Source organism: Corallococcus sp. CA047B (genome assembly GCF_003612065.1).
Classification (GTDB): domain Bacteria; phylum Myxococcota; class Myxococcia; order Myxococcales; family Myxococcaceae; genus Corallococcus; species Corallococcus praedator.
Map to the genome: position 1 here is coordinate 128,426 of NZ_RAWD01000001.1, position 19,569 is coordinate 147,994.

Consider the following 19,569-nt stretch of genomic DNA (forward strand, 5'->3'; position numbering starts at 1 on the left):
TGTGAGGTCGGGATAGAGTCGTCCGCCGTGGGGGGCACTCCTGGGAGGGAGCTCACGGTGAGCAACACGGCGGAAGCAGTGAAGTCAGAAGCGCAGTCTGGAGTCGTTGGACCTGAAGCGCACGGCAACAGGGCGCCGAGCGCGATGAAGTGCCCCCATCTGGGCGCCCAGTACAATCCGTTCTCGGGGCCTCACGTCGAGGATCCCCACCCGTTCTACGCGGAGCTCAGACGGGACGCGCCCGTCAGCTTCAACCCCATGCTGGGGATGTGGCTGGTCAGTCGCTACGACGACATCTGTCACGTGCTGAAGGACCCAGCACGTTTCTCGTCGGCGGACATGGGCAACGTGGGCTCGGTGCTGGCGCCGGAGACCCTGGCGGTGCTCGCCGAGGGCTACCCGCTGGCCGACAGCCTGCTGAACTCGGATCCTCCCACGCACAACCGTCTGCGCAAGCTGATGGGACGGGGCTTCTCCGCGCAGCGCATCGCCGCGCAGGAAGGGCCCATCCGCGCCGTCGCGCAGGAACTCGTCGACGCGTTCGTGCACCAGGGCAAGGCGGACCTGGTGACGCAACTGGCGTACCCGCTGCCCGTGCGGGTCATCCTGGGCATGGTGGGCGTGCCCAAGGAGGACATGGCCAACATCAAGCACTGGTGCGACGACTTCTTCCGGATGATCTTCACGCGCGTCCCGGCGGAGGAGCAGCCGCCGCTCGCGCGTAGCTGGGTCACCTTCCAGCACTACGTCGCCCGCCTCATCGCCGCCCGTCGCTACGAGCCGAGCGACGACCTGGCCAGCTACCTCGTCACCACCGACACGGACGGCGAGGCCCTCACGCTGCCGGAGCTCATCATCGCCATCGCCGGCAGCCTGCTGGCGGCGGGCCATGAGACGACCACCGCGCTGCTCGCCCAGTGCTGGAAGCAGGCCCTGCTGCAGCCCGGCCTCTGGCAGCGGCTGCGCGAGGACCGCTCGCTGGTGCCACACCTCATCGAGGAGACGCTGCGCTTCGACTCCGTGTCGCACGGGATGATCCGCACCACCACGGAGGAGGTGCAGCTCGCCGGCGTCACGCTGCCCGCGGGCTCGCGGCTGCTGCTGCTCTACGCGTCGGGGAGCCGGGATCCCGCACTGCTGGCGGACGGGGATCGCTTCGACATCTCCCGCCACCACCCCTCGCACCTGGGCTTCGGCCGGGGCATCCACTTCTGCATCGGCGCACCCCTGGCCCGGCAGGAGGCGCTCATCGCGACCAACCTCCTGTTGGATCAGCTGCCCGACATGCGGCTCGCGCCGAACCCGGACTTCGGGACGATGCAGAACCTCACCATCCGCGCCATCCAGCACCTGCCGGTGGAGTGGACCCCCAGGAACGGTTGAGACGCCCGGTGCTCCGGCCCCGCCCGTGGATGACACGGACGGGCCGGGGCCTCCCGGTGCTCAGCACTCCGAGGCGGGGTGGCCCCAGGGGTTGGTGCGCGGGTACTGGCGCAGCAGCGTGCAGAGGCGGTGCGCGGCGAGCATCGCGGCGGACTGCCGCGGCGGCTCGGTGTGCATCGCCGTCTGTCCCAACCGGGCCGCCTGCAGCGCCAGCGCGTGCTGCACTTCCGGAGACCAGCGCTTGAATTCGAGCCATTCCATGGGCCTGCTCCTCCTTGAAGGAGCCGCCATTGAACGCCCTTCAAACCCGGAAATCACGACGCCACGCGTTGGCCCGGGGCGTTACTGACCTCCTGCCGACAGCCTGCTCAGGCCTGCGACGGATTGGCTGGTCGGCCGATGAGCATCATCAGGCCGAAGGGGTTCCCCTCGTTGGTGAGCCGGTCGATGTCCCAGATGTAGTCGTCGCTCAGGCCCTGGGTGAGTTCGCGCATCTCCTCGATGGAGTAGGTCCGCAGACAGGACACCACGCCGTCGAACGCCGCGGCGATGGGGATGAGGGGCATCAGATAGGTGAGGGCCAGCCGGTCCATGCGCACGGGCCGGATGAAGGGCGTTGTCAGCGGCACGTTGATCAGGGCCGCCGCCGTCATCGCGATGGCCGGCCCGCGCCGCTCCACCAGCTCCATGATGGCGATGCCGCGGCGCTGGGCCACGGCATCCGCCAGCACCTTGCGCGCGGCCTCCGGCGGCAGGTGGTGGAACGAGTTGCACATGATGCGGAAGCCCTTGTACGTGGCCGGCACCGCCGTCGCGTCCACCGACGTCGACACATAGTCCACGCGCCCCGGGTGCGCCGCCTTCACCTTCTCGAACGCGGACACCTCCGGATACAGGTCCGTGAGAAGCGCTGTCGCAGTGTATTTTTCTTGCGACTCCAGCATCTCCAGCAGCTTCGGCACGGGCCCCGCGCTGCCCGACGCCATGTCCAGCAGCTGCGTCTCACCCATCGCCGCCATCGCGCCCTTGAGCCGCCGCACGAACTCCACGTAGCGGTCGTCCGAAAGGCTCCACACGTACGCCAGGAAGTCCGTCACCCCACGGCGCAGGACCTTCGGGAACCAGGGCTGATCCTCTAGCTCGAAAAGTTGCAGTCTGGGCATAATCGCTGGGCGCTCCAAGGGGCTCAGGGGGAGGACGGCCCCGCAACTGTCGCCCAGTCCGGCGCGACGCACAAGAGGCGCCTTCCGGGTGTATCAGCGCACATTCACCTGCCTCGAAATCAAAACAAGACACTGAATCCATACGGCCACCGCGAAACTTTGAATCCTCGCAGGAAAACGCGACGCGAAAAGTCCGTGCGGAGGCGCGCCCGCCAGGAGAATGGCGGAGATGCATGGGCAGACATGCAAGGTTTTTGGAGGGGTGCGTTTTAAGAACAGGTGGATGTTCGAAGGACCCGGCGCTGGGGCGACCGGGAGGTGGATCACCGGAGGGCGCGTTGAAACAACGTGTTCCGGTGGGGTTGCAAGGGTTTGGCGGTATCCTTAACTACGACCGAGGGGGGCTTCGGTCGCTAGGCCGCACGGTTGAACGGATCAGCTCGCACACAACGGGAGGGGAGTAATGGCTCCGGAATCTGTTGATGTGATCGTCGTCGGAAGCGGCCCGGTGGGTGCCATGGCGGCGAACCTGCTGGGACAGTACGGGCTGCGCACCGTGGTCATCGAGAAGGAGACGGTCCCGCACACGCAGTCGCGGGCGATCAACGCGGACGACGAAGCGCAGCGCATCTTCCAGGCCGCCGGCCTCACGGGCGAACTGGGGCCGAGCTTCCACCCGTGCTTGAAGATGACGTACGTCGACGACGAGATGCGGGTGCTGGCGGAGGTGGACTTCACCAAGGTGGAGCGTCCCAACGGGCACGCCATCGGCTCGCTGTTCAGCCAGCCGCGCCTGGAGGCGTCCCTCACGCGCGGCATGGAGCGCTTCCCGAACGTGGCGCTGTGGCGCGGCCACGAAGTCGAATCCTTCATGCAGGACGAGGACGGCGTGTCGGTGCGCGTGAAGGAGAACGCCACCGGCCGCACCCTGACGGTGCGGGCGCGCTACCTGCTGGCCTGCGACGGCGCGAAGAGCGGCATCCGCCGGCGGCTGGGCCTCAAGCTGGAGGGCACCACGGCGCTCGCGCACGCACTGGCCATCACCGTGGAGACGCCGTCGTCGGCGCCCGACTTCACCTACTACCCCTGCGGCCCGAAGCGCGTGGGCATCGTGACGCGCACCGCGCACGACGAGATGCGCTTCGACACGGTGGTGCGGCCCGGGCAGGACCTGGAGCACGTGCGCAGCGCGGAGTACGTGCGCGGCATCATCTCCCCGTACATCGATCCGGACTCGGTGCGGATCAAGAGCGTCAACCTGTACGCCTACCACAGCCGCATGGCGGAGAAGTGGCGGGTGGGCCGGGTGTTCCTGCTCGGGGACGCGGCGCACCTCATGCCGCCCTTCCTGGGCCAGGGCGTGTGCTCCGGCCTGCGCGACGCGGCGAACCTCTCCTGGAAGATCGCCCACGTGCTCAACGGCGCCGCGGACGCGGCGCTGCTGGACACCTACGAGGTGGAGCGCCGGCCGCACGCGGCGGAGATGATGCGGATGTCGGACGCGCTCGGGTCGATGTTGTCCTCGGGCGGCCCGCTCATGGCCCGCGCCCGCAACGTGTTCATCAACCTGCTGTACCGGATGCCCGTCACCGGCCCCTTCATCCGCGAATACAAGATGAAGCCGAACCTCTTCCACGCGGAAGGGTTCCTCTTCGGCGGCAAGCGCGGCAAGGCCAAGACGGCCGGGGAGGGTGCCTACTTCCCGCAGCCCCGCGTGGAGCACGGTGAGGAAGGGGAGCGTCCGCTCGACGACGTCATCGGGCAGCGCTTCGCGGTGCTGACGCGGCCGGGTGCGCCCGCCGACGTGCAGCAGGCCGCCAAGGCCCTGGCGGAGGACATCGGCGGCGTCTGGCTGTCGGTGGCGCCCGCGGCGCGCTCCGGCGCGGGGCGCGCGGGAGAGGTGGTGGACCTGGAAGGCAAGCTGGGCGAGTGGTTCGCCCAGCACGCGTCCGACCTGGTCGTCCTGCGGCCGGACCGGTACGTCTACGCGGCCACGAACCGCGCGGGCGTCGAGCAGGTCCACGCCGCGCTGAAGAAGGACGTCCGGCCCTTCAACCGCCGGGGCAGCCGCATCCCGCGTCGCATCGCGTCCATCGGCGCGTGAGCCTGGAGTCCCGGTCCATACCGGACACGGAGCACCTGTCGGGCGTCGGTGGCCTTCCTGGCCCCGGCGCCCGTGGTGTTTTCAGCGGGGACTTCAGGCCGTGGCGACCTGGAGCATCCGCTTCGCCTTCTCCATGCAGTCGCCGTAGAAGCGCAGGTAGATGTCCAGCGCGCGGGCGCCCGTCTTGCCGATCGTCACGGCGTGCTCGGGCTTCTGGCTGAGCAGCTTGTTGAGCATGACCTCGTTGAGGGCGGTGTGGCCCACGTCCAGCTCCACGTGCTCCTTGATGAACGTCAGCGAGTTCATCACGTCCGGCCCGAGCACGCGCTTGCACTGCTCGATGAGGCGGGGCGCGAACACCACCGACAGGTTCTCGATCTCGTACTCGATGGCGACCTGCGCGCCCGGCATGGCGCCGTTGATGGTGTCCTCGTGGATCTGCCGGTACTCCTGCATGGCCGGCGTCGGGGCCTGCGCGAGCAGCTGCTCCGCGTCCAGCTTGGGCATGCGGCGCTGGTTCCACCCGGCCACCAGGCTCTTGGTGTCCTCCACCATCATCAGGTGGTGACCGGCCTCGTGCTTGGCGTGGGAGATGAGCTGCCGGCCCACCTCTTCCAGGCCTTCGACCTTCGTACAGGCCTCACCGGCGCGGCGGATCCACCCGTCCACGGGCTCCGTCATGTACACGCCCAGGGCGCACAGCTGGATGAGGAACCCCTCCAGCAGGGCGGGATCGACGTTCTCATCCAGCAGCGTGGTGACGTGGGGGCCGGCCGCCAGGACGTGGCGGACATCGGAGACGTGGGGGAGGTACTGGGTATCGACGAGGGGCTTGCTCATGGGGGGGTCAGTCCTCAACGGGAGTGGGCACCGCGGCGCCCGATGGTGAGTTCGCTGATGTGCTCCAGGAAGTCCGGAACGAGCTTCGAGGAGATGATCCACATGTAGGGATCCGGCCCGTCGTGCAGGCCGCACTCCTGCACGTAGCTGCCGCCTTCGTCCTCGCGCAGGTAGAGGAAGGAGGGGCGGCGGCGCGCCAGGTACCAGTTCCGGGCCGCGTCCATCAGGGCCGAATAGGCGCGCGTCCCGTCCTCGACGAGCGAGAACATGCGCGTGTTGTCGAGCAGGCGGAAGAGGTTCGCGCCCAGCTGACCCAGCTCCATCACGGCGGCGGCGTAGGGGATGCCGTGGCGGCGGGCCACGAGGATGGAGCGCTCGCGCTCCATGCCGAAGCTCTTCCACTTCTGCGTGACGGGCGTCATGTCCAGCCGGTCCCGCGTCAGGTCCAGCGATTCCACGTAGCAGGTGGGGAACTTGCGGGCGATGGTCGCGGCCAGCAGGCTCAGCTCACCGGCGGTGGCGGGGCCCACCTCGAACTCGCGGTGGTCGCGGCCGCTCAGCTCGTGGCTGAAGGCCTTCATCTTCTGGATCTTCCGCGTGAAGGCCAGGCCCGCGCCGCTCTCCATCTGGCGCTCGGCGTAGCGCACGTGCGCCTTGGCGATCCACGGGTTGAGGGCCTCCACGTAGGCAATCACCCAGTGGAAGTCCGGGTCGCTCTGCGGGTGCTCGAACGTGCGCAGGTAGATGTCGCGCATGATCTGCCCCGCCTCCTGCACCCCCGGAGGCGGCTTGCCCGGCCGCTTCGCCACCTGGTGGCCCAGCCACGCGTGGCGGTACGGCTTGGTGAAGGACAGCGTCGCCTCGATGCCGCGCTCGGACGGCCACACCGCCTGGCAGAACAGCTGCGGCACTTCCGCGGCGCGCTTGGCGAGCGACGCGAAGTTGAGCTTCAGCTCCTCGAACTCCTCCGGGGAGCTGCCACCCAGGCTGAAGAAGCCGGAGCGGTTGAACAGATCCCAGAGCTGATCCACCAGGCCTTCGCTGGTGCGCGTGGCGGGGGACATCGTCTGCGACACGAAGCGCACCCAGCGCGCCTCGTCGGACGAATAGGGCAGCACGCTCAGGCCACACAGCACGGTGCCGTCGGCGCGCACGCCGCTGACGTAGCGGATCTCCCCGCGCACGCTGACCATCAGCCCATCGCCCAGCTCCAGCTCGATGAGGGGCGGCAGCAGGCCGGGGAACATCAGGTCCTGCGGCAGGCAGCGCACGCACAGGCCGGAGAAGGACAGGTCCAGCACCTCGCGGCGCAGCAGGCCCTGCTCGCGCCACAGCGGGTGGTGGAAGCGGGCGCGGATGCCCTCGGGGGCGGGAACGCGGCGGTGCCAGCGGTGACGGATGCGGAACAGCTGGGCGGGCAGGGTGGTGAAGAGGCGGTCGCCCTCGCCACGGCCCGTCTCCGCGCGCATGCGGTACGCGGAGTTGTAGCCGATGACGTCGATGTCGTACGCCGGGTCACCCCAGTCCGGGGTGGACTCCTCGGTGCGCCACTCCAGCTGACCGGTGGAGGCGTGGAAGCGCTCCAGCACCATGCGCACCACGCGGCCCTGGCGGCGCAGCACGCCCTTGTTCCCGGACGCGCAGATGGCGGAGAAGATGGAGCGGATCCGCTCCGGGTCCACGATGATGTCCTGCACGGGCAGCGCGGAAGCGGCCGGCTCCGCGATGCCCCGGCGCAGCGCGTCCGCCAGGAACCCCAGGATCTCCCGACCCTGCTCCACCGACACGCCCACCAGCTGCAGCCCCACCGGCGCGTGCGGCATGTCCGCGTCCGTGCGGATGAAGGCGGCGTTGAGCGGCCCGATGGTGACGCCATTGAAGGACAGGTACACGGGGAAGGTCCGGGCCTCCGACGTGTCGACCTGCGGCTCCCGGGGCGCCACCCACACCACCGTGGGGCTCAGTCGGGTCACTTCACCCAGCACCGCGTCGGGGCTGCCGAGCGCGCAGGTGATGGCCGTGGGGCCGGTGCCGTGCAGCGAATAGCCCGAGTCATCCAGGGCTGCTTCCGCGGGGGGAAGGGGAATCACGTTGCGCAGTGCATCTCCACTGCCGAATTCGATCGCGTGCTGGAACTTCGCGGACGCCGGAATCCCTCCATCCATCGTCAGGACACCCCTTCTCCGGGCAGCGTCACCAGTCATGGTCGGCGATGTTGCGAGCACAACACTTCCTCCCTGATTCAGTGAAGACGCTGACGGCTCTGGATTCTGTGACCGCATCATGGGGAGTTCGTCCGTAACAGTCAAATCGAATTTATGCACCTGGGCTGTTTTTCCGTCCCCTTGGGTGACTCACCCTGGGTCAAGATTGACCAGAGCAGGGGATGGGAAGTTCCAGGGCGGGATACGGGGTTTCCGAGGAGTATTACGTACCCGGCAAGCGCATCTTCACCGGCAAGATGGCGCATAACTGTAATCCCCCCAATACAGAAACCGAGAAACGAACACAGTCAGACGGCCGTGCAATGGACGCCTGTCAGAAGCGGCCGGTATGGTCGGCGCTCCAGGTCCAGGGTGGGGAGACGCGTATGAGCGCAGCGCTCGAGACGAACGGAAGGCCGGGGGACGGGGCGGCTGCGTCTGGCGGTCTGGAGTCGGTGGATCTGCCGGACGTCTTCCAGGTGGACGTGGCGGCTTCCGCGCGCGACGCCCTCAAGCTCCTGGGCGCGACGCGGCGGCTGCACGGCGTGGAGGTGGCGCTGGAGCTGCCCGAATATCCGGTGATGGCCCGGGTCAGCCGGCGCCGCCTGGAGCAGGTCTTCCTGTTGCTGATCGCCCACGCGGCGGACACAGCGACCCCCGAAGCCAGCACGGTGCGGGTGGTGGTGGATCCCCCGGACGACTTCGGGGAGGTGGGCCCGCGCTTCCAGGTGGTGATGCCGGGCGTGGCCCTGTCCGAGCGGGAGCTGCGCTCGGTGGTGCTGTCCCCGCTGCGGGTGGGCACCACCCAGCGGCGGCTGGCGCGCGCGCGCGAACTGGTGGACGCCATGGGCGGCGAGCTGTCGGTGGAGCGGCTGGAGACGGGAACCGGCGTGGGCATCCAGCTGCCCGCGCCCGGCCTCGCGAGCTTCTAGCCCGCGAAACCTGGGAAAAGCGGCCCAGCCTTTTTTCGACCATTGGCTGCGATAAGCGCGGCGCACCACCGGTGCGTCCAAACCCGGTGCCGCGCGGCCAAACTCCTTGACGACCGGGGGCGGGTTCCAGAGTATCCGCCGCCTCTCAATACCCGGTCCTACTCAGGAGTTTGCGTTCATGGCGCCTCCCTCTGGCGAGAAGATCACCCTTCAGAACGGCAAGTTGAACGTGCCGTCCAACCCGATCATCCCCTACATCGAGGGCGACGGTACCGGCCGCGACATCTGGAAGGCCTCGCAGGCCGTGTTCGATGCGGCGGTGGAGAAGGCCTACGGCGGCAAGAGGAAGATCTCCTGGTACGAGGTGCTGGCCGGCGAGAAGTCCTTCAAGCAGGTCAACAACTGGCTGCCGGACGAGACGGTCGAGGCCTTCCGCAGCTACCTGGTGGGCATCAAGGGCCCGCTGACGACGCCGGTGGGCGGCGGCATCCGTTCGCTGAACGTGGCGCTGCGCCAGATGCTGGACCTGTACGTCTGCCTGCGGCCGGTGCGCTACTTCAAGGGCGTGCCCAGCCCGGTGAAGCAGCCGGAGAAGGTGGACATGGTCATCTTCCGTGAGAACACGGAAGACATCTACGCGGGCATCGAGTTCGAGGCCGGCACGGACGCGGCCAAGAAGTTCCTGGGCTGGCTCAAGCAGGAGTTCCCCAAGGAAGCGAAGAAGATCCGCTTCGAGCAGAACGTGGGCGTCGGCATCAAGCCCGTGTCCCAGGAAGGCACCGAGCGCCTCGTGCGCGCCGCCATCCAGTACGCGGTGGACTTGAAGCGCAAGAGCGTGACGATCGTCCACAAGGGCAACATCATGAAGTTCACCGAAGGCGCGTTCCGCAAGTGGGCCTACGACCTGGCCACGCGCGAGTTCGGTGACAAGGTCTACACCTGGGATCAGTGGGAGGCGACCAAGGCCGCCAAGGGCGAGGACGCCGCCAACGCCGAGCAGAAGGCGGCGCTGGGCGCGGGGAAGATCCTGGTCAAGGACTCCATCGCGGACATCACCCTGCAGCAGGTGCTGACCCGTCCGGACGAGTTCGACGTCATCGCCACGCTGAACCTCAACGGCGACTACCTGTCGGACGCGCTCGCGGCGCAGGTGGGCGGCATCGGCATCGCGCCGGGCGGCAACATCAACTACGTCAGCGGCCACGCCGTCTTCGAGGCCACGCACGGCACGGCCCCGAAGTACGCGGACCTGGACAAGGTGAACCCGGGCTCGGTCATCCTCTCCGGCGAGATGATGCTGCGCCACCTGGGCTGGCACGAGGCTGCGGACCTGATCATCAAGGGCATGGACCGCGCCATCACCGCGCGCACCGTGACGTACGACTTCGCGCGTCTGATGAAGCTGGAGTCGCAGGGCGCCGTGACCGAGGTGAAGTGCTCGGAGTTCGGTCAGGCCATCATCAAGAACATGTAGTCCCCACCCGGCAAGCAAGAGGGCGAAACCATGGCGCACAAGAAGAAGAAGATCGGCCTCATCGGCGGCGGTCAGATTGGCGGCAACCTGGCCCTGCTGGCGGTCCAGAAGCAGCTCGGCGACGTCGTGCTCTACGACATCCCGGTGGCTGAAGGTCTGGTCAAGGGCAAGGCGCTGGACATCAACCAGCTGTCCGCGGTGGACGGCCTGGATTGTCGCGTCACCGGCTCCACGGACTGGAAGGACGTGGCGGGCTCGGACGTGATCATCATCACGGCCGGCGTGCCTCGCAAGCCGGGCATGACGCGCGAGGACCTGCTCGACGTCAACCTGAAGATCATGCGGGACGTGGCGGCCAACATCAAGCAGCACGCCCCCGGCGCCTTCGTGATCAACGTCGCGAACCCGCTGGACGCGATGGTGTACGCGCTCCACAAGATCGCCGGCCTGCCGGACAACATGGTCGTGGGCATGGCGGGCGTGCTGGACACCAGCCGCTTCAAGTGCTTCGTGGCGGAGGCCCTGGGCTCCTCCATCCGTGACGTGGAGGCGCTGGTGCTCGGCGGCCACGGCGACGACATGGTGCCGCTCGTGCGCCACAGCACCGTGGGCGGCGTGCCGCTCACCCAGCTCATCGCCAAGGACAAGCTGGACGCCATCATCGACCGCACCCGCAAGGGCGGCGCGGAGCTGGTGGGCCTGTACAAGACGGGCAGCGCCTACTTCGGGCCGGCCGCCTCCTCCATCGCCATGGCGGAGAGCTTCCTGTTCGACCGCAAGCGCGTCCTGCCGGCCGCGGCCATGCTCAAGGGCCAGTACGGCATCAGCGACTTCTTCTTCGGCGTCCCGGTGCAGATCGGCGCGGGCGGCGTGGAGAAGGTCATCACCGTGGAGCTGAACGACGCGGAGAAGGCCGAGCTGAAGAAGTCCTACGAGTCCGTGAAGCAGACGGTCGAACTCGTCAAGCTGTAGCCGTTTTCCGCATCGGTCGGTCAGGCCCGCCGGAATGCTGCCGGCGGGCCGCCGCCTGATGCCGTGAATGATCCGGGCTTATCGTCCGGCCCACCGTCGTTGCGGCGGTATTTTTCCAAGTTAACTAGCGTGTAGGACTCGCACTGGATGCTCGGGCGCGGGGAGGTGTCGCGAAGTGCTTTGGAGCGACCCACCGCAGGCAGGCCCGGCGTCTGGCAGTCAAGGAGACGATGATGGCGGCAGCAGCGCGATTCACGGTGGTGGGCGGCGGTCTCGCCGGGCTGATGACGACGATCAAGCTGGCGGAGGCGGGTCACCAGGTGGACGTGCTCTCGCTCGTCCCGGTCAAACGCTCGCACTCCGTCTGTGCCCAGGGCGGCATCAACGGCGCGGTCAACACGAAGGGTGAGGGTGACCACCCGGACATCCACGTGATGGACACGCTGCGCGGCGGCGACTTCCTCGCGGAGCAGACCTCCGTGAAGGGCATGTGCTACGCGGCGCCCGGCATCATCTACCTGCTGGATCGCATGGGCGTGACGTTCAACCGCACGCCGGAAGGTCTGCTCGACTTCCGCCGCTTCGGCGGCACCCTGCACAACCGCACCGCGTTCGCGGGCGCCACCACCGGCCAGCAGCTCTTGTACGCGCTGGATGAACAGGTGCGCCGCTACGAGGCGGAGGGCAAGGTCACCAAGTACGAGTACTGGGAGTGGCTGGGTACGGTGAAGGACGGCAATGGCCGCTGCATCGGCAGTGTGGCCATGGACCTTCGCACCATGGAGATCCGCACCTTCCCGGCGGAGGCGGTGTGCCTCGCGACGGGCGGTCCGGGCATCGTCTTCGGACGCTCCACCAACTCCATCATCAACACCGGCACCGCCGCGGGCCGCGCGTACATGGAAGGCGCGCTGTACGCCAACGGCGAGTTCATCCAGGTGCACCCGACCTCCATCCCGGGCGAGGACAAGCTGCGCCTGATGAGCGAGTCGGTGCGCGGCGAGGGCGGCCGCGTCTGGGTGCCGCGCAAGAAGGGCGACGTGCGCGCCCCCCGGGACATCCCGGAGTCGGAGCGCTGGTACTTCCTGGAAGAGAAGTACCCCAAGTACAAGAACCTGGTGCCGCGCGATGTCGCGACGCGCGAGATCTTCATGGTCTGCCGCGACCTGGGCCTGGGCATCGGCGGGCGCGACGGCGTGTACCTGGACGTGACGCACATCCCGGCCAAGACGCTGGATGCGAAGATCAAGGGCGTCATGGAGATTTACGAGAAGTTCGTCGGAGATGATCCGCGCCACACGCCCATGGTCATCTTCCCGGGCATGCACTACTCGATGGGCGGCCTGCACGTGTCCTTCGAGTCGGATCCGAAGACGCAGACCCCGAAGGACGGCAGCCCGGTCAACCAGACCACGCGCATCCCGGGCCTGTACGCGGCGGGCGAGGCGGACTACGCCTTCCACGGCGCGAACCGCCTGGGCGCCAACTCGCTCCTGTCGTGCATCTACTCGGGCATGATCGGCGGCCCGGCGATGGCGTCCTTCGCCAAGTCGCAGGAAGTCAGCGCGGCGGCGAGCCCGGAGAAGTACTTCAACGACGCGAAGAGCTACTGGGTGGACCGCTTCGCGACCATCAAGGCCATGAACGGCGCGGAGAACCCGTATCAGATCGCCAAGGAGCTGGGCGACGTGATGACGGAGAACTGCACCGTGGTGCGCTACAACGACCGCCTGAAGAAGACGGTGGAGCGCATCCGCGACCTGAAGGACCGCTGGAACCGCGTCAACGTGCTGGACACGGGCGTCGTCGCCAACCGCGCGCTGTCGTACACCAACCAGGTCTGGAACATGCTGGAGCTGGGCGAGGTCATCGCCACCAGCGCGCTCCTGCGCGATGAGAGCCGCGGCGCCCACTACAAGCCGGACTTCTCCCTCCCGGAGCCCGCGACGAAGGACCCGCGCCAGGATCCGAACTGGATGGAGCTGTGGAAGAAGCGCCACGAGAAGTGGGCGAAGACGACGATCGCCAGCTACGCCGCCCAGGGCCCGGAGATCACCTACCGGGACCTGCCGACGCCGGTGCTGGATCCCGAGCCGCGCTGGTACGCATAGGCGGGGCGGCAGTTTTTCCGGACCCGCGCGTGCACTCCAGCGCGGGACTCCGCTACCTGATTGGGCAGTGAAGGGAAGGGCTCGAGCACCATGGACACCGCACAGGCCAGCGCCGTCAGCACCCAGACCATCACCTTCCGCATCTGGCGGCAGGATGATCCGAACCAGCCGGGCCACTTCGACGAGTTCAAGGTCCCCTATCGCAAGGGCGCCAACGTCATCTCCTGTCTGATGGAGATCCAGCGCAACCCCGTCACCTCCGACGGCAAGAAGGTCGCCCCGGTCATCTGGGACGCCGCCTGCCTCGAAGAGGTGTGTGGCAGCTGCGCGATGAACATCAACGGCCGGGTGCGCATGGCGTGCTCCGCGCTGGTGGACAAGCTGGAGCAGCCCATCACCCTGGAGCCGATGAAGAAGTTCCCGGTGGTGCGCGACCTCACCGTGGACCGCGAGCGCATGTTCGAGGCGCTCAAGCGCGTGAAGGGGTGGATCCCCGTCGACGGCACGTACAACCTGGGCCCCGGCCCGCGCCAGTCACAGAAGGACCACTCCGTGATGTACGTGCTGTCCACGTGCATCACCTGTGGCAGCTGCCTGGAGGCGTGCCCGCAGGTGACGGTGGACAACGACTTCATCGGCGCCGCCGCCATCAGCCAGGCCCGCCTGTTCAACATGAACCCCACGGGCAAGCTCAACTCCGAGGAGCGCACGCGCGCCCTCATGGGCCCTGGCGGCATCCAGGACTGCGGCAAGGCGCAGAACTGCGTGAAGGTCTGCCCGAAGGAGATTCCGCTGACGACCTCCATCGCGGTGATGAACCGCGAGGTGAGCAAGCTGATGATCAAGGACATCTTCTTCAAGGAAGAGGAGCAGAAGGCGTCGAGCGGTCCGGGGTAGTCCTTCCCGCACGCTTGCTGGTGCTTCGCTCGCGGCCCCGTGTCAGCGTCCCCTTCGTGGGGCGCTGGGCGGGGCCGCCGTCGTTCCCGCCGCTGCGGCGCCCATGCCTGCCGGAGGGGCCCTCCACCCGGCGTGCGCCCGTGGGGCAGGGTGCTGAAGGCCGCCTCATCCACCCGGACACCGGGGGTTATGTCGGGGACGGGGCGTGTGTCCCGCGACGACGCTGGGGGCCAAACGGCCTTGCCAAGCGTCGCTTTCTGCGCAATGAGGGCCGGCGTTGACAGCCCCGATGGGGCCGTCCCCGTCTCCCCTCGTCCCACCCGGAGATTCGATGAAGATCCACGAGTACCAGGGCAAGGAACTCTTCCGGAAGTATGGCGTGCCCACGCCGCGCGGCATCCTCGCGCTCTCCCCCAACGAAGCGGAGGCCGCGGCGAAGACGCTGGCCACGCCGGTCGTCGTGGTGAAGTCGCAGATCCACGCGGGCGGCCGCGGCAAGGGCGGCGGCGTGAAGCTGGCCAAGAGCCCCGCGGAGGCCAAGGAGCTCGCCAAGCAGATGCTGGGCATGAAGCTCAAGACCATCCAGACCGGCCCGGAAGGGCAGACGGTCCACAAGGTCTACATCGAGGAAGGGCTCGCCATCGGCCAGGAGCTGTACCTGGGCGTGACGCTCGACCGCGCCTCCAGCCGCATCACCTTCATGGCGTCCCGCGAGGGCGGCGTGGAGATCGAGGAAGTGGCCGAGCACCACCCGGAGAAGATCCTCCGCGAGTCGGTGGATCCGGCGGTGGGCTTCCTGGACTTCCAGGGCCGCAAGCTGGCCTTCGGGCTGGGCCTGACGGGCCCCACGGTGAACAAGTTCGTGCAGTTCTGCTCCGCGCTCTACCGGATGTTCATCGAGACGGACGCGGCGCTCGTGGAGGTCAACCCGCTGGTCATCCTGAAGGATGGCGGCGTGGTGGCGCTCGACGCGAAGGTCACCTTCGACGAGAACGCGCTCTACCGGCACAAGGACCTGCTGGAGTACCGCGACGTCGCCGAAGAGGAGCCCCGCGAGACGCAGGCCAAGGAGTTCGACCTGGCCTACATCGCGCTGGACGGCAACATCGGCTGCATGGTGAACGGCGCGGGTCTGGCCATGGCCACCATGGACACCATCAAGCTGGTGGGCGGTGCTCCGGCCAACTTCCTGGACGTGGGCGGTGGCGCGAACAAGGAGAAGGTGACGGCGGCCTTCAAGCTCATCCTCGCGGACCCCCAGGTCAAGGCGGTGCTCGTCAACATCTTCGGCGGCATCATGAAGTGCGACGTCATCGCCGAGGGCATCATCGCGGCGGCCAAGGAAGTGCAGCTCAAGATCCCGCTCGTCGTGCGGCTTGAGGGCACCAACGTGGAGAAGGGCAAGGACCTCCTCCGCAACTCCGGGCTCGCCATCACTCCCGCGGACAACCTGCGCCAGGCGGCTGAGAAGGCCGTGGCGGCGATCCAGTAGTTCGTCGCGCACTCTTTTCCTGAAAGAACGCCATGAGCATCCTCGTCAACGAGAACACGAAGGTCCTCGTCCAGGGCATCACCGGCTCGGCGGGCTCGTTCCACGCCAAGCAGATGTTGGAGTACGGGACGAAGCTGGTGGGCGGTGTCACGCCGGGCAAGGGCGGCACCGACTTCGAGGGCAAGGTCCCCGTGTTCAACTCGGTGGCCGACGCCGTGAAGCAGTCGGGCGCGAACACGTCCGTCATCTTCGTGCCGCCGCCCTTCGCCGCCGACTCCATCATGGAGGCCGCGGACGCGGGCATCTCCCTCATCATCACCATCACCGAGGGCATCCCCGTCAACGACATGATCCGCGCCAAGCGGTACCTGCAGGGCAAGTCGGTGCGCCTCATCGGCCCGAACTGCCCGGGTGTCATCACCCCCGGCGCGAAGTGCAAGATCGGCATCATGCCGGGCCACATCCACAAGCCGGGCCGCATCGGCGTGGTGTCGCGCTCCGGCACGCTGACCTATGAGGCCGTGCACCAGCTGACGCAGCTGGGCCTGGGCCAGTCCACGGCGGTGGGCATTGGCGGCGACCCCGTCAACGGCACAGACTTCGTGGACGTGCTGAAGCTCTTCAACGCGGATCCGGAGACGGACGCGGTGATCATGATCGGTGAGATCGGCGGCAGCGCCGAAGAGGCGGGCGCGGAGTACGTGGCCCGTGAGTTCACCAAGCCGATCGCCGGCTTCATCGCCGGTCAGTCCGCGCCCCCGGGCAAGCGCATGGGCCACGCGGGCGCCATCATCTCCGGCGGCAAGGGTACGGCCGGCGAGAAGATCAAGGCGATGGAGGCCGCGGGCATCCTGATGGCCGCGAGCCCCGCCGAGCTGGGCACCACGCTGCAGGAAGTCGTCAAGCGCGGCGCCCCCAAGAAGAACCGCTAAGCAGTCATCCCCGCGAACACACACGAGGACTCAACGCCATGGCCATCGAGCGCACGCTTTCCATCATCAAGCCGGACGGGCTCAAGAAGCACGTGATCGGGAAGATCATCTCCCGCTTCGAGGAGAAGGGCCTGACGCCCGTCGCCATCCGCCTGCAGCAGCTGTCCCAGAAGGAAGCGGAAGGCTTCTACGCGGTCCACAGCGCCCGGGGTTTCTTCAAGGACCTGGTCGCCTTCATGATCTCCGGTCCGGTGGTCCTGATGGTGCTGGAGGGTGAGAACGCCGTCCTCGCCAACCGCGACCTCATGGGCGCCACGGATCCGAAGAAGGCCGAGAAGGGCACCATCCGCGCGGACTTCGCGGACAGCATCGACGCGAACACGGTGCATGGCTCGGACAGCCTGGAGAACGCGAAGAACGAGATCGCGTACTTCTTCCGCGAGACCGAGACCCAGAAGTACTAGTCGTCACGCTTCGTCCAGCCACCGCGCTGGACAGGACTTGCGGCCCGGAGCCCGCGCCCCTCACGAGGCGCAGGTCCGGGCCGTCGTCTTTTCCCGAGCCTGGACGCTCGCCCGGACAACGCTTCCATGGGCGGTATCCGGTTGCCCTCTCGGACGGTCCTTGCTACCGATAATGCAAGTCACTATCGGCAAGGAAGAACGCATGAGCGGTGGATCAGAGCGCGTGAATCGTCGGGGGCCGTTCCCGGTCAAGTTGCGGCTGCTGGAAGTGCTGCGGGTGACGCAGCTGACGCCGCACATGCTGCGGGTGACGTTGGGTGGCCCGGAGCTGGAGGGCTTCACCTCGCCCGGCGCGGACGACCATGTGAAGGTCTTCTTCGCGGAGCCCGGGGTGAAGAAGCCGAACATGCCGGTGGTGGGCCCCCATGGCCTCAGCATGCCGGAGGGGCTCGCGAAGCCCGCGTCGCGCGACTACACGCCGCGCCGGTTTGATCCGAAGGCGGGCGAGCTGGACATCGACTTCGTGCTGCATGGTGAAGGCCCCGCGTGCCAGTGGGCCGCCAACACGAAGCCCGGTGACTTCCTGGGTATTGGCGGTCCTCGCAGCACGCACGACGTGGCGGACGACTTCGACTGGTACCTGCTCGCGGGTGACCAGAGCGCGCTGCCGGCCATTGCCCGCCGCCTGGAGGAACTGCCGGCGGGGAAGCGCGCGTTCGCCTTCATCGAGGTGGCGGACGCGTCGGAGGAGCAGCGCATCGACAGCCAGGCGGACGTACAGCTCACCTGGCTGCACCGGGGAAGCGCGGACGCGGGCACGACGAAGCACCTGGAGGACGCGCTGCGGGCGTGGACCCAGCCCCCCGGGGAGGGGTTCGTGTTCGTGGCGGGCGAGGCGACGTCGCTCAAGCCCATCCGGGAACACCTGGTGGCCGAGCGCGGTCTCAACAAGGACTGGATGCGCGTGACGGGCTACTGGAAGCGCGGCGCCGCCGAGCATCACGATTCCAAGGGGTAGGCAGGGAAGGGGGCGTGCCCCTCCTTTGACTTGCCGTGCCTTGTTGTGGGAAGCACGCCCTGCTGCCTTCCGTTAGGCCTGACTGAACGATGTCTGAGTCCACCGCCACAGTCCTTCCCGTCACCGAGCCCCTGCCCGCGCCCACGCCGGCGAAGCTGGTCGACGTGGCCAGCTTGTCCAAGGAGAAGCTCGCCCTGTTCCTGAGCGAGCAGCTGGGCGAGCGCCCGTTCCGCGCCGCGCAGCTCTACCGCTGGCTGCACCAGCGGGGGGCCACGACGTTCGACGAGATGACGGACCTGTCCAAGGGCCTGCGCGAGAAGCTCAAGGTCCAGGCGGAGATCGTCCCGCTGGTGAAGGACCTGGAGCAGCGCAGCGTCGACGGGACCATCAAGTACCGCTTCAAGACGCGCGACGGGCGCTTCATCGAGTCCGTCTACATGCCGTCGGAGGACCGCAAGACGCTCTGCGTGTCCACCCAGGTGGGCTGCGCGATGGCGTGCACCTTCTGCATGACGGGCACGCTGGGCCTCAAGCGCAACCTCACGCCCGGGGAGATTGTCGCCCAGGTGCACGCGGTGAACCGCGAGGTGCGGCGCAACGAGTCCCTGGAGACGCTCCGCCCGCTCACGAACCTGGTGTTCATGGGCATGGGCGAGCCGCTGCACAACTTCGAGAACCTCAAGACGGCGCTCGCCATCCTCCAGTCGCAGGATGGGCCCAACTTCAGCCACCGTCACATCACCGTCTCCACCGTGGGCCTGGTGCCCATGATCGAACGCTTCGGTCAGGAGACGGACGTCAAGCTGGCCATCTCGCTCAACGCGAGCACGGACGAGCAGCGCAGCAAGACGATGCCCGTCAACCGCAAGTGGAACATCGCGGCGTTGCTGGACGCGTGCCGCAAGTTCCCGCTTCGCCAGGGCCGGCGCATCACCTTCGAGTACGTGCTTCTCAAGGGCTTCAACGACACCGACGAGGACGCGCACCGGCTCCGGGAGCTGCTGCGGGACATCCCGGCGAAGGTGAACCTGATCCCGTACAACGAGAACCCCGGCCTGGGGTTCCAGACCACCGGGGAGGCTCGCGCGGAGGAGTTTCGCGCCATCCTCTCCGAGGCCCACGTCGCTGCCTACATCCGCAGGAACCGGGGCCGGGACATCGCCGGCGCCTGCGGCCAGCTCGCCAACCGGGGCGAAGCGGCCGCGGAAGCCCCGACGTGACATAAGCACCCGAGCTTCCTTGACAATCCCGATGTAGGGGCGCTAAGAGCGCCCCCCTCCGCCTGTTACTGTTGAAGTCACCTGTTCGCTGGAGCGTTCCATGGCCGTTGTCCTCCGTCTTGCCCGCGCGGGCGCCAAGAAGATGCCGTACTACCACGTGGTTGCCACCGACTCGCGCAGCCCGCGCGACGGCAAGTTCCTGGAGCAGGTCGGCTCCTACGACCCCAACCACAGCCCCGCGAAGGTGCAGTTCAACGAGGAGCGCCTGGCCTACTGGATCAAGAGCGGCGCGGTGCCCTCGGAGACGGTCGCGGACCTGATCAAGACGGCGAAGAAGCAGGCCCCGGCGACCACCGCCTGAGC

The 19,569-nt window shown here is 67.7% G+C and carries 17 protein-coding genes; 13 read left to right on the top strand and 4 right to left on the bottom strand.

Translation table 11 applies throughout. From position 1 onward, the window contains the following. Positions 1-144 precede the first annotated feature (144 nt). Positions 145-1,383, top strand: coding sequence for a cytochrome P450 (locus D7X74_RS00560; RefSeq protein ID WP_120530918.1), 1,239 nt, complete (start codon positions 145-147; stop codon positions 1,381-1,383). A 60-nt stretch (positions 1,384-1,443) separates the two neighbouring features. Here D7X74_RS00560 and D7X74_RS00565 read toward each other — a convergent pair whose 3' ends face one another. Together D7X74_RS00565 and D7X74_RS00570 are read right to left on the bottom strand one after the other, a co-directional pair. Continuing rightward, positions 1,444-1,644, bottom strand: coding sequence for a hypothetical protein (locus tag D7X74_RS00565; RefSeq protein WP_120530919.1), 201 nt, complete (start codon positions 1,642-1,644; stop codon positions 1,444-1,446). A gap of 107 nt (positions 1,645-1,751) precedes the next feature. After that, complete coding sequence (locus tag D7X74_RS00570; protein WP_147444123.1) at positions 1,752-2,546, bottom strand: class I SAM-dependent methyltransferase; 795 nt, start codon at positions 2,544-2,546, stop codon at positions 1,752-1,754. Between the two features lie 463 nt (positions 2,547-3,009). On the opposite strand from D7X74_RS00570, the gene D7X74_RS00575 reads away from it, so the two are divergent. After that, the gene (locus D7X74_RS00575; RefSeq protein ID WP_120530921.1) at positions 3,010-4,650 is read left to right on the top strand and encodes a bifunctional 3-(3-hydroxy-phenyl)propionate/3-hydroxycinnamic acid hydroxylase; all 1,641 of its coding nucleotides are present in this window, start codon (positions 3,010-3,012) and stop codon (positions 4,648-4,650) included. A 93-nt stretch (positions 4,651-4,743) separates the two neighbouring features. On the opposite strand, the gene D7X74_RS00580 is transcribed toward D7X74_RS00575, so the two are convergent. Then, on the bottom strand, positions 4,744-5,490 hold the full coding sequence (locus D7X74_RS00580) for an iron-containing redox enzyme family protein (RefSeq protein ID WP_120530922.1): 747 nt from the start codon (positions 5,488-5,490) through the stop codon (positions 4,744-4,746). 14 nt (positions 5,491-5,504) lie between these two features. Further along, positions 5,505-7,655 (bottom strand): hypothetical protein, encoded by a 2,151-nt coding sequence (locus D7X74_RS00585; RefSeq protein WP_199732627.1) that lies wholly within the window; start codon positions 7,653-7,655, stop codon positions 5,505-5,507. 425 nt (positions 7,656-8,080) lie between these two features. Here D7X74_RS00585 and D7X74_RS00590 point away from each other — a divergent pair, with 425 nt between their 5' ends. The 11 genes from D7X74_RS00590 (at position 8,081) to rpsP (ending at position 19,567) form a co-directional block, all read left to right on the top strand. Then, positions 8,081-8,626 carry an ATP-binding protein gene (locus D7X74_RS00590; protein WP_120530924.1) on the top strand — a complete coding sequence of 182 codons (546 nt, stop codon included), beginning with the start codon at positions 8,081-8,083 and terminating at the stop codon, positions 8,624-8,626. Between the two features lie 178 nt (positions 8,627-8,804). Beyond that, a complete protein-coding gene (icd, locus tag D7X74_RS00595; RefSeq protein WP_120530925.1) occupies positions 8,805-10,100 on the top strand; it encodes an NADP-dependent isocitrate dehydrogenase in 1,296 nt (431 codons plus the stop codon). A 30-nt stretch (positions 10,101-10,130) separates the two neighbouring features. Continuing rightward, a complete protein-coding gene (gene mdh, locus D7X74_RS00600; RefSeq protein ID WP_120530926.1) occupies positions 10,131-11,072 on the top strand; it encodes a malate dehydrogenase in 942 nt (313 codons plus the stop codon). Positions 11,073-11,305: 233 nt separating this feature from the next. Continuing rightward, positions 11,306-13,183: a succinate dehydrogenase flavoprotein subunit gene (sdhA, locus tag D7X74_RS00605; protein ID WP_120530927.1), complete on the top strand. Its 1,878-nt coding sequence runs from the start codon at positions 11,306-11,308 to the stop codon at positions 13,181-13,183. 90 nt (positions 13,184-13,273) lie between these two features. Continuing rightward, entirely contained in the window at positions 13,274-14,080 is an 807-nt protein-coding gene (gene sdhB, locus D7X74_RS00610) for a succinate dehydrogenase iron-sulfur subunit (protein ID WP_120530928.1), read from the top strand. 331 nt (positions 14,081-14,411) lie between these two features. Beyond that, entirely contained in the window at positions 14,412-15,572 is a 1,161-nt protein-coding gene (gene sucC / locus D7X74_RS00615; RefSeq protein ID WP_120530929.1) for an ADP-forming succinate--CoA ligase subunit beta, read from the top strand. 32 nt (positions 15,573-15,604) lie between these two features. Continuing rightward, a complete protein-coding gene (gene sucD, locus D7X74_RS00620; RefSeq protein WP_120530930.1) occupies positions 15,605-16,504 on the top strand; it encodes a succinate--CoA ligase subunit alpha in 900 nt (299 codons plus the stop codon). A gap of 38 nt (positions 16,505-16,542) precedes the next feature. Next, positions 16,543-16,968, top strand: coding sequence for a nucleoside-diphosphate kinase (gene ndk, locus D7X74_RS00625; RefSeq protein WP_120530931.1), 426 nt, complete (start codon positions 16,543-16,545; stop codon positions 16,966-16,968). A gap of 202 nt (positions 16,969-17,170) precedes the next feature. Then, a complete protein-coding gene (locus D7X74_RS00630) occupies positions 17,171-17,986 on the top strand; it encodes a siderophore-interacting protein (protein ID WP_120530932.1) in 816 nt (271 codons plus the stop codon). Positions 17,987-18,075: 89 nt separating this feature from the next. Then, entirely contained in the window at positions 18,076-19,206 is a 1,131-nt protein-coding gene (rlmN, locus tag D7X74_RS00635; protein ID WP_120530933.1) for a 23S rRNA (adenine(2503)-C(2))-methyltransferase RlmN, read from the top strand. Between the two features lie 100 nt (positions 19,207-19,306). Continuing rightward, on the top strand, positions 19,307-19,567 hold the full coding sequence (gene rpsP, locus D7X74_RS00640; protein WP_120530934.1) for a 30S ribosomal protein S16: 261 nt from the start codon (positions 19,307-19,309) through the stop codon (positions 19,565-19,567). The last annotated feature ends 2 nt before the right edge of the window (positions 19,568-19,569 follow it).

Coding starts and splice junctions, on each gene's coding strand:
- D7X74_RS00560 (WP_120530918.1), top strand. CDS start 145: ATGAAGTGCCCCCATCTGGGCGCCCAGTACAATCCGTTCTCGGGGCCT.
- D7X74_RS00565 (WP_120530919.1), bottom strand. CDS start 1,644: ATGGAATGGCTCGAATTCAAGCGCTGGTCTCCGGAAGTGCAGCACGCG.
- D7X74_RS00570 (WP_147444123.1), bottom strand. CDS start 2,546: ATGCCCAGACTGCAACTTTTCGAGCTAGAGGATCAGCCCTGGTTCCCG.
- D7X74_RS00575 (WP_120530921.1), top strand. CDS start 3,010: ATGGCTCCGGAATCTGTTGATGTGATCGTCGTCGGAAGCGGCCCGGTG.
- D7X74_RS00580 (WP_120530922.1), bottom strand. CDS start 5,490: ATGAGCAAGCCCCTCGTCGATACCCAGTACCTCCCCCACGTCTCCGAT.
- D7X74_RS00585 (WP_199732627.1), bottom strand. CDS start 7,655: ATGGATGGAGGGATTCCGGCGTCCGCGAAGTTCCAGCACGCGATCGAA.
- D7X74_RS00590 (WP_120530924.1), top strand. CDS start 8,081: ATGAGCGCAGCGCTCGAGACGAACGGAAGGCCGGGGGACGGGGCGGCT.
- icd (WP_120530925.1), top strand. CDS start 8,805: ATGGCGCCTCCCTCTGGCGAGAAGATCACCCTTCAGAACGGCAAGTTG.
- mdh (WP_120530926.1), top strand. CDS start 10,131: ATGGCGCACAAGAAGAAGAAGATCGGCCTCATCGGCGGCGGTCAGATT.
- sdhA (WP_120530927.1), top strand. CDS start 11,306: ATGGCGGCAGCAGCGCGATTCACGGTGGTGGGCGGCGGTCTCGCCGGG.
- sdhB (WP_120530928.1), top strand. CDS start 13,274: ATGGACACCGCACAGGCCAGCGCCGTCAGCACCCAGACCATCACCTTC.
- sucC (WP_120530929.1), top strand. CDS start 14,412: ATGAAGATCCACGAGTACCAGGGCAAGGAACTCTTCCGGAAGTATGGC.
- sucD (WP_120530930.1), top strand. CDS start 15,605: ATGAGCATCCTCGTCAACGAGAACACGAAGGTCCTCGTCCAGGGCATC.
- ndk (WP_120530931.1), top strand. CDS start 16,543: ATGGCCATCGAGCGCACGCTTTCCATCATCAAGCCGGACGGGCTCAAG.
- D7X74_RS00630 (WP_120530932.1), top strand. CDS start 17,171: ATGAGCGGTGGATCAGAGCGCGTGAATCGTCGGGGGCCGTTCCCGGTC.
- rlmN (WP_120530933.1), top strand. CDS start 18,076: ATGTCTGAGTCCACCGCCACAGTCCTTCCCGTCACCGAGCCCCTGCCC.
- rpsP (WP_120530934.1), top strand. CDS start 19,307: ATGGCCGTTGTCCTCCGTCTTGCCCGCGCGGGCGCCAAGAAGATGCCG.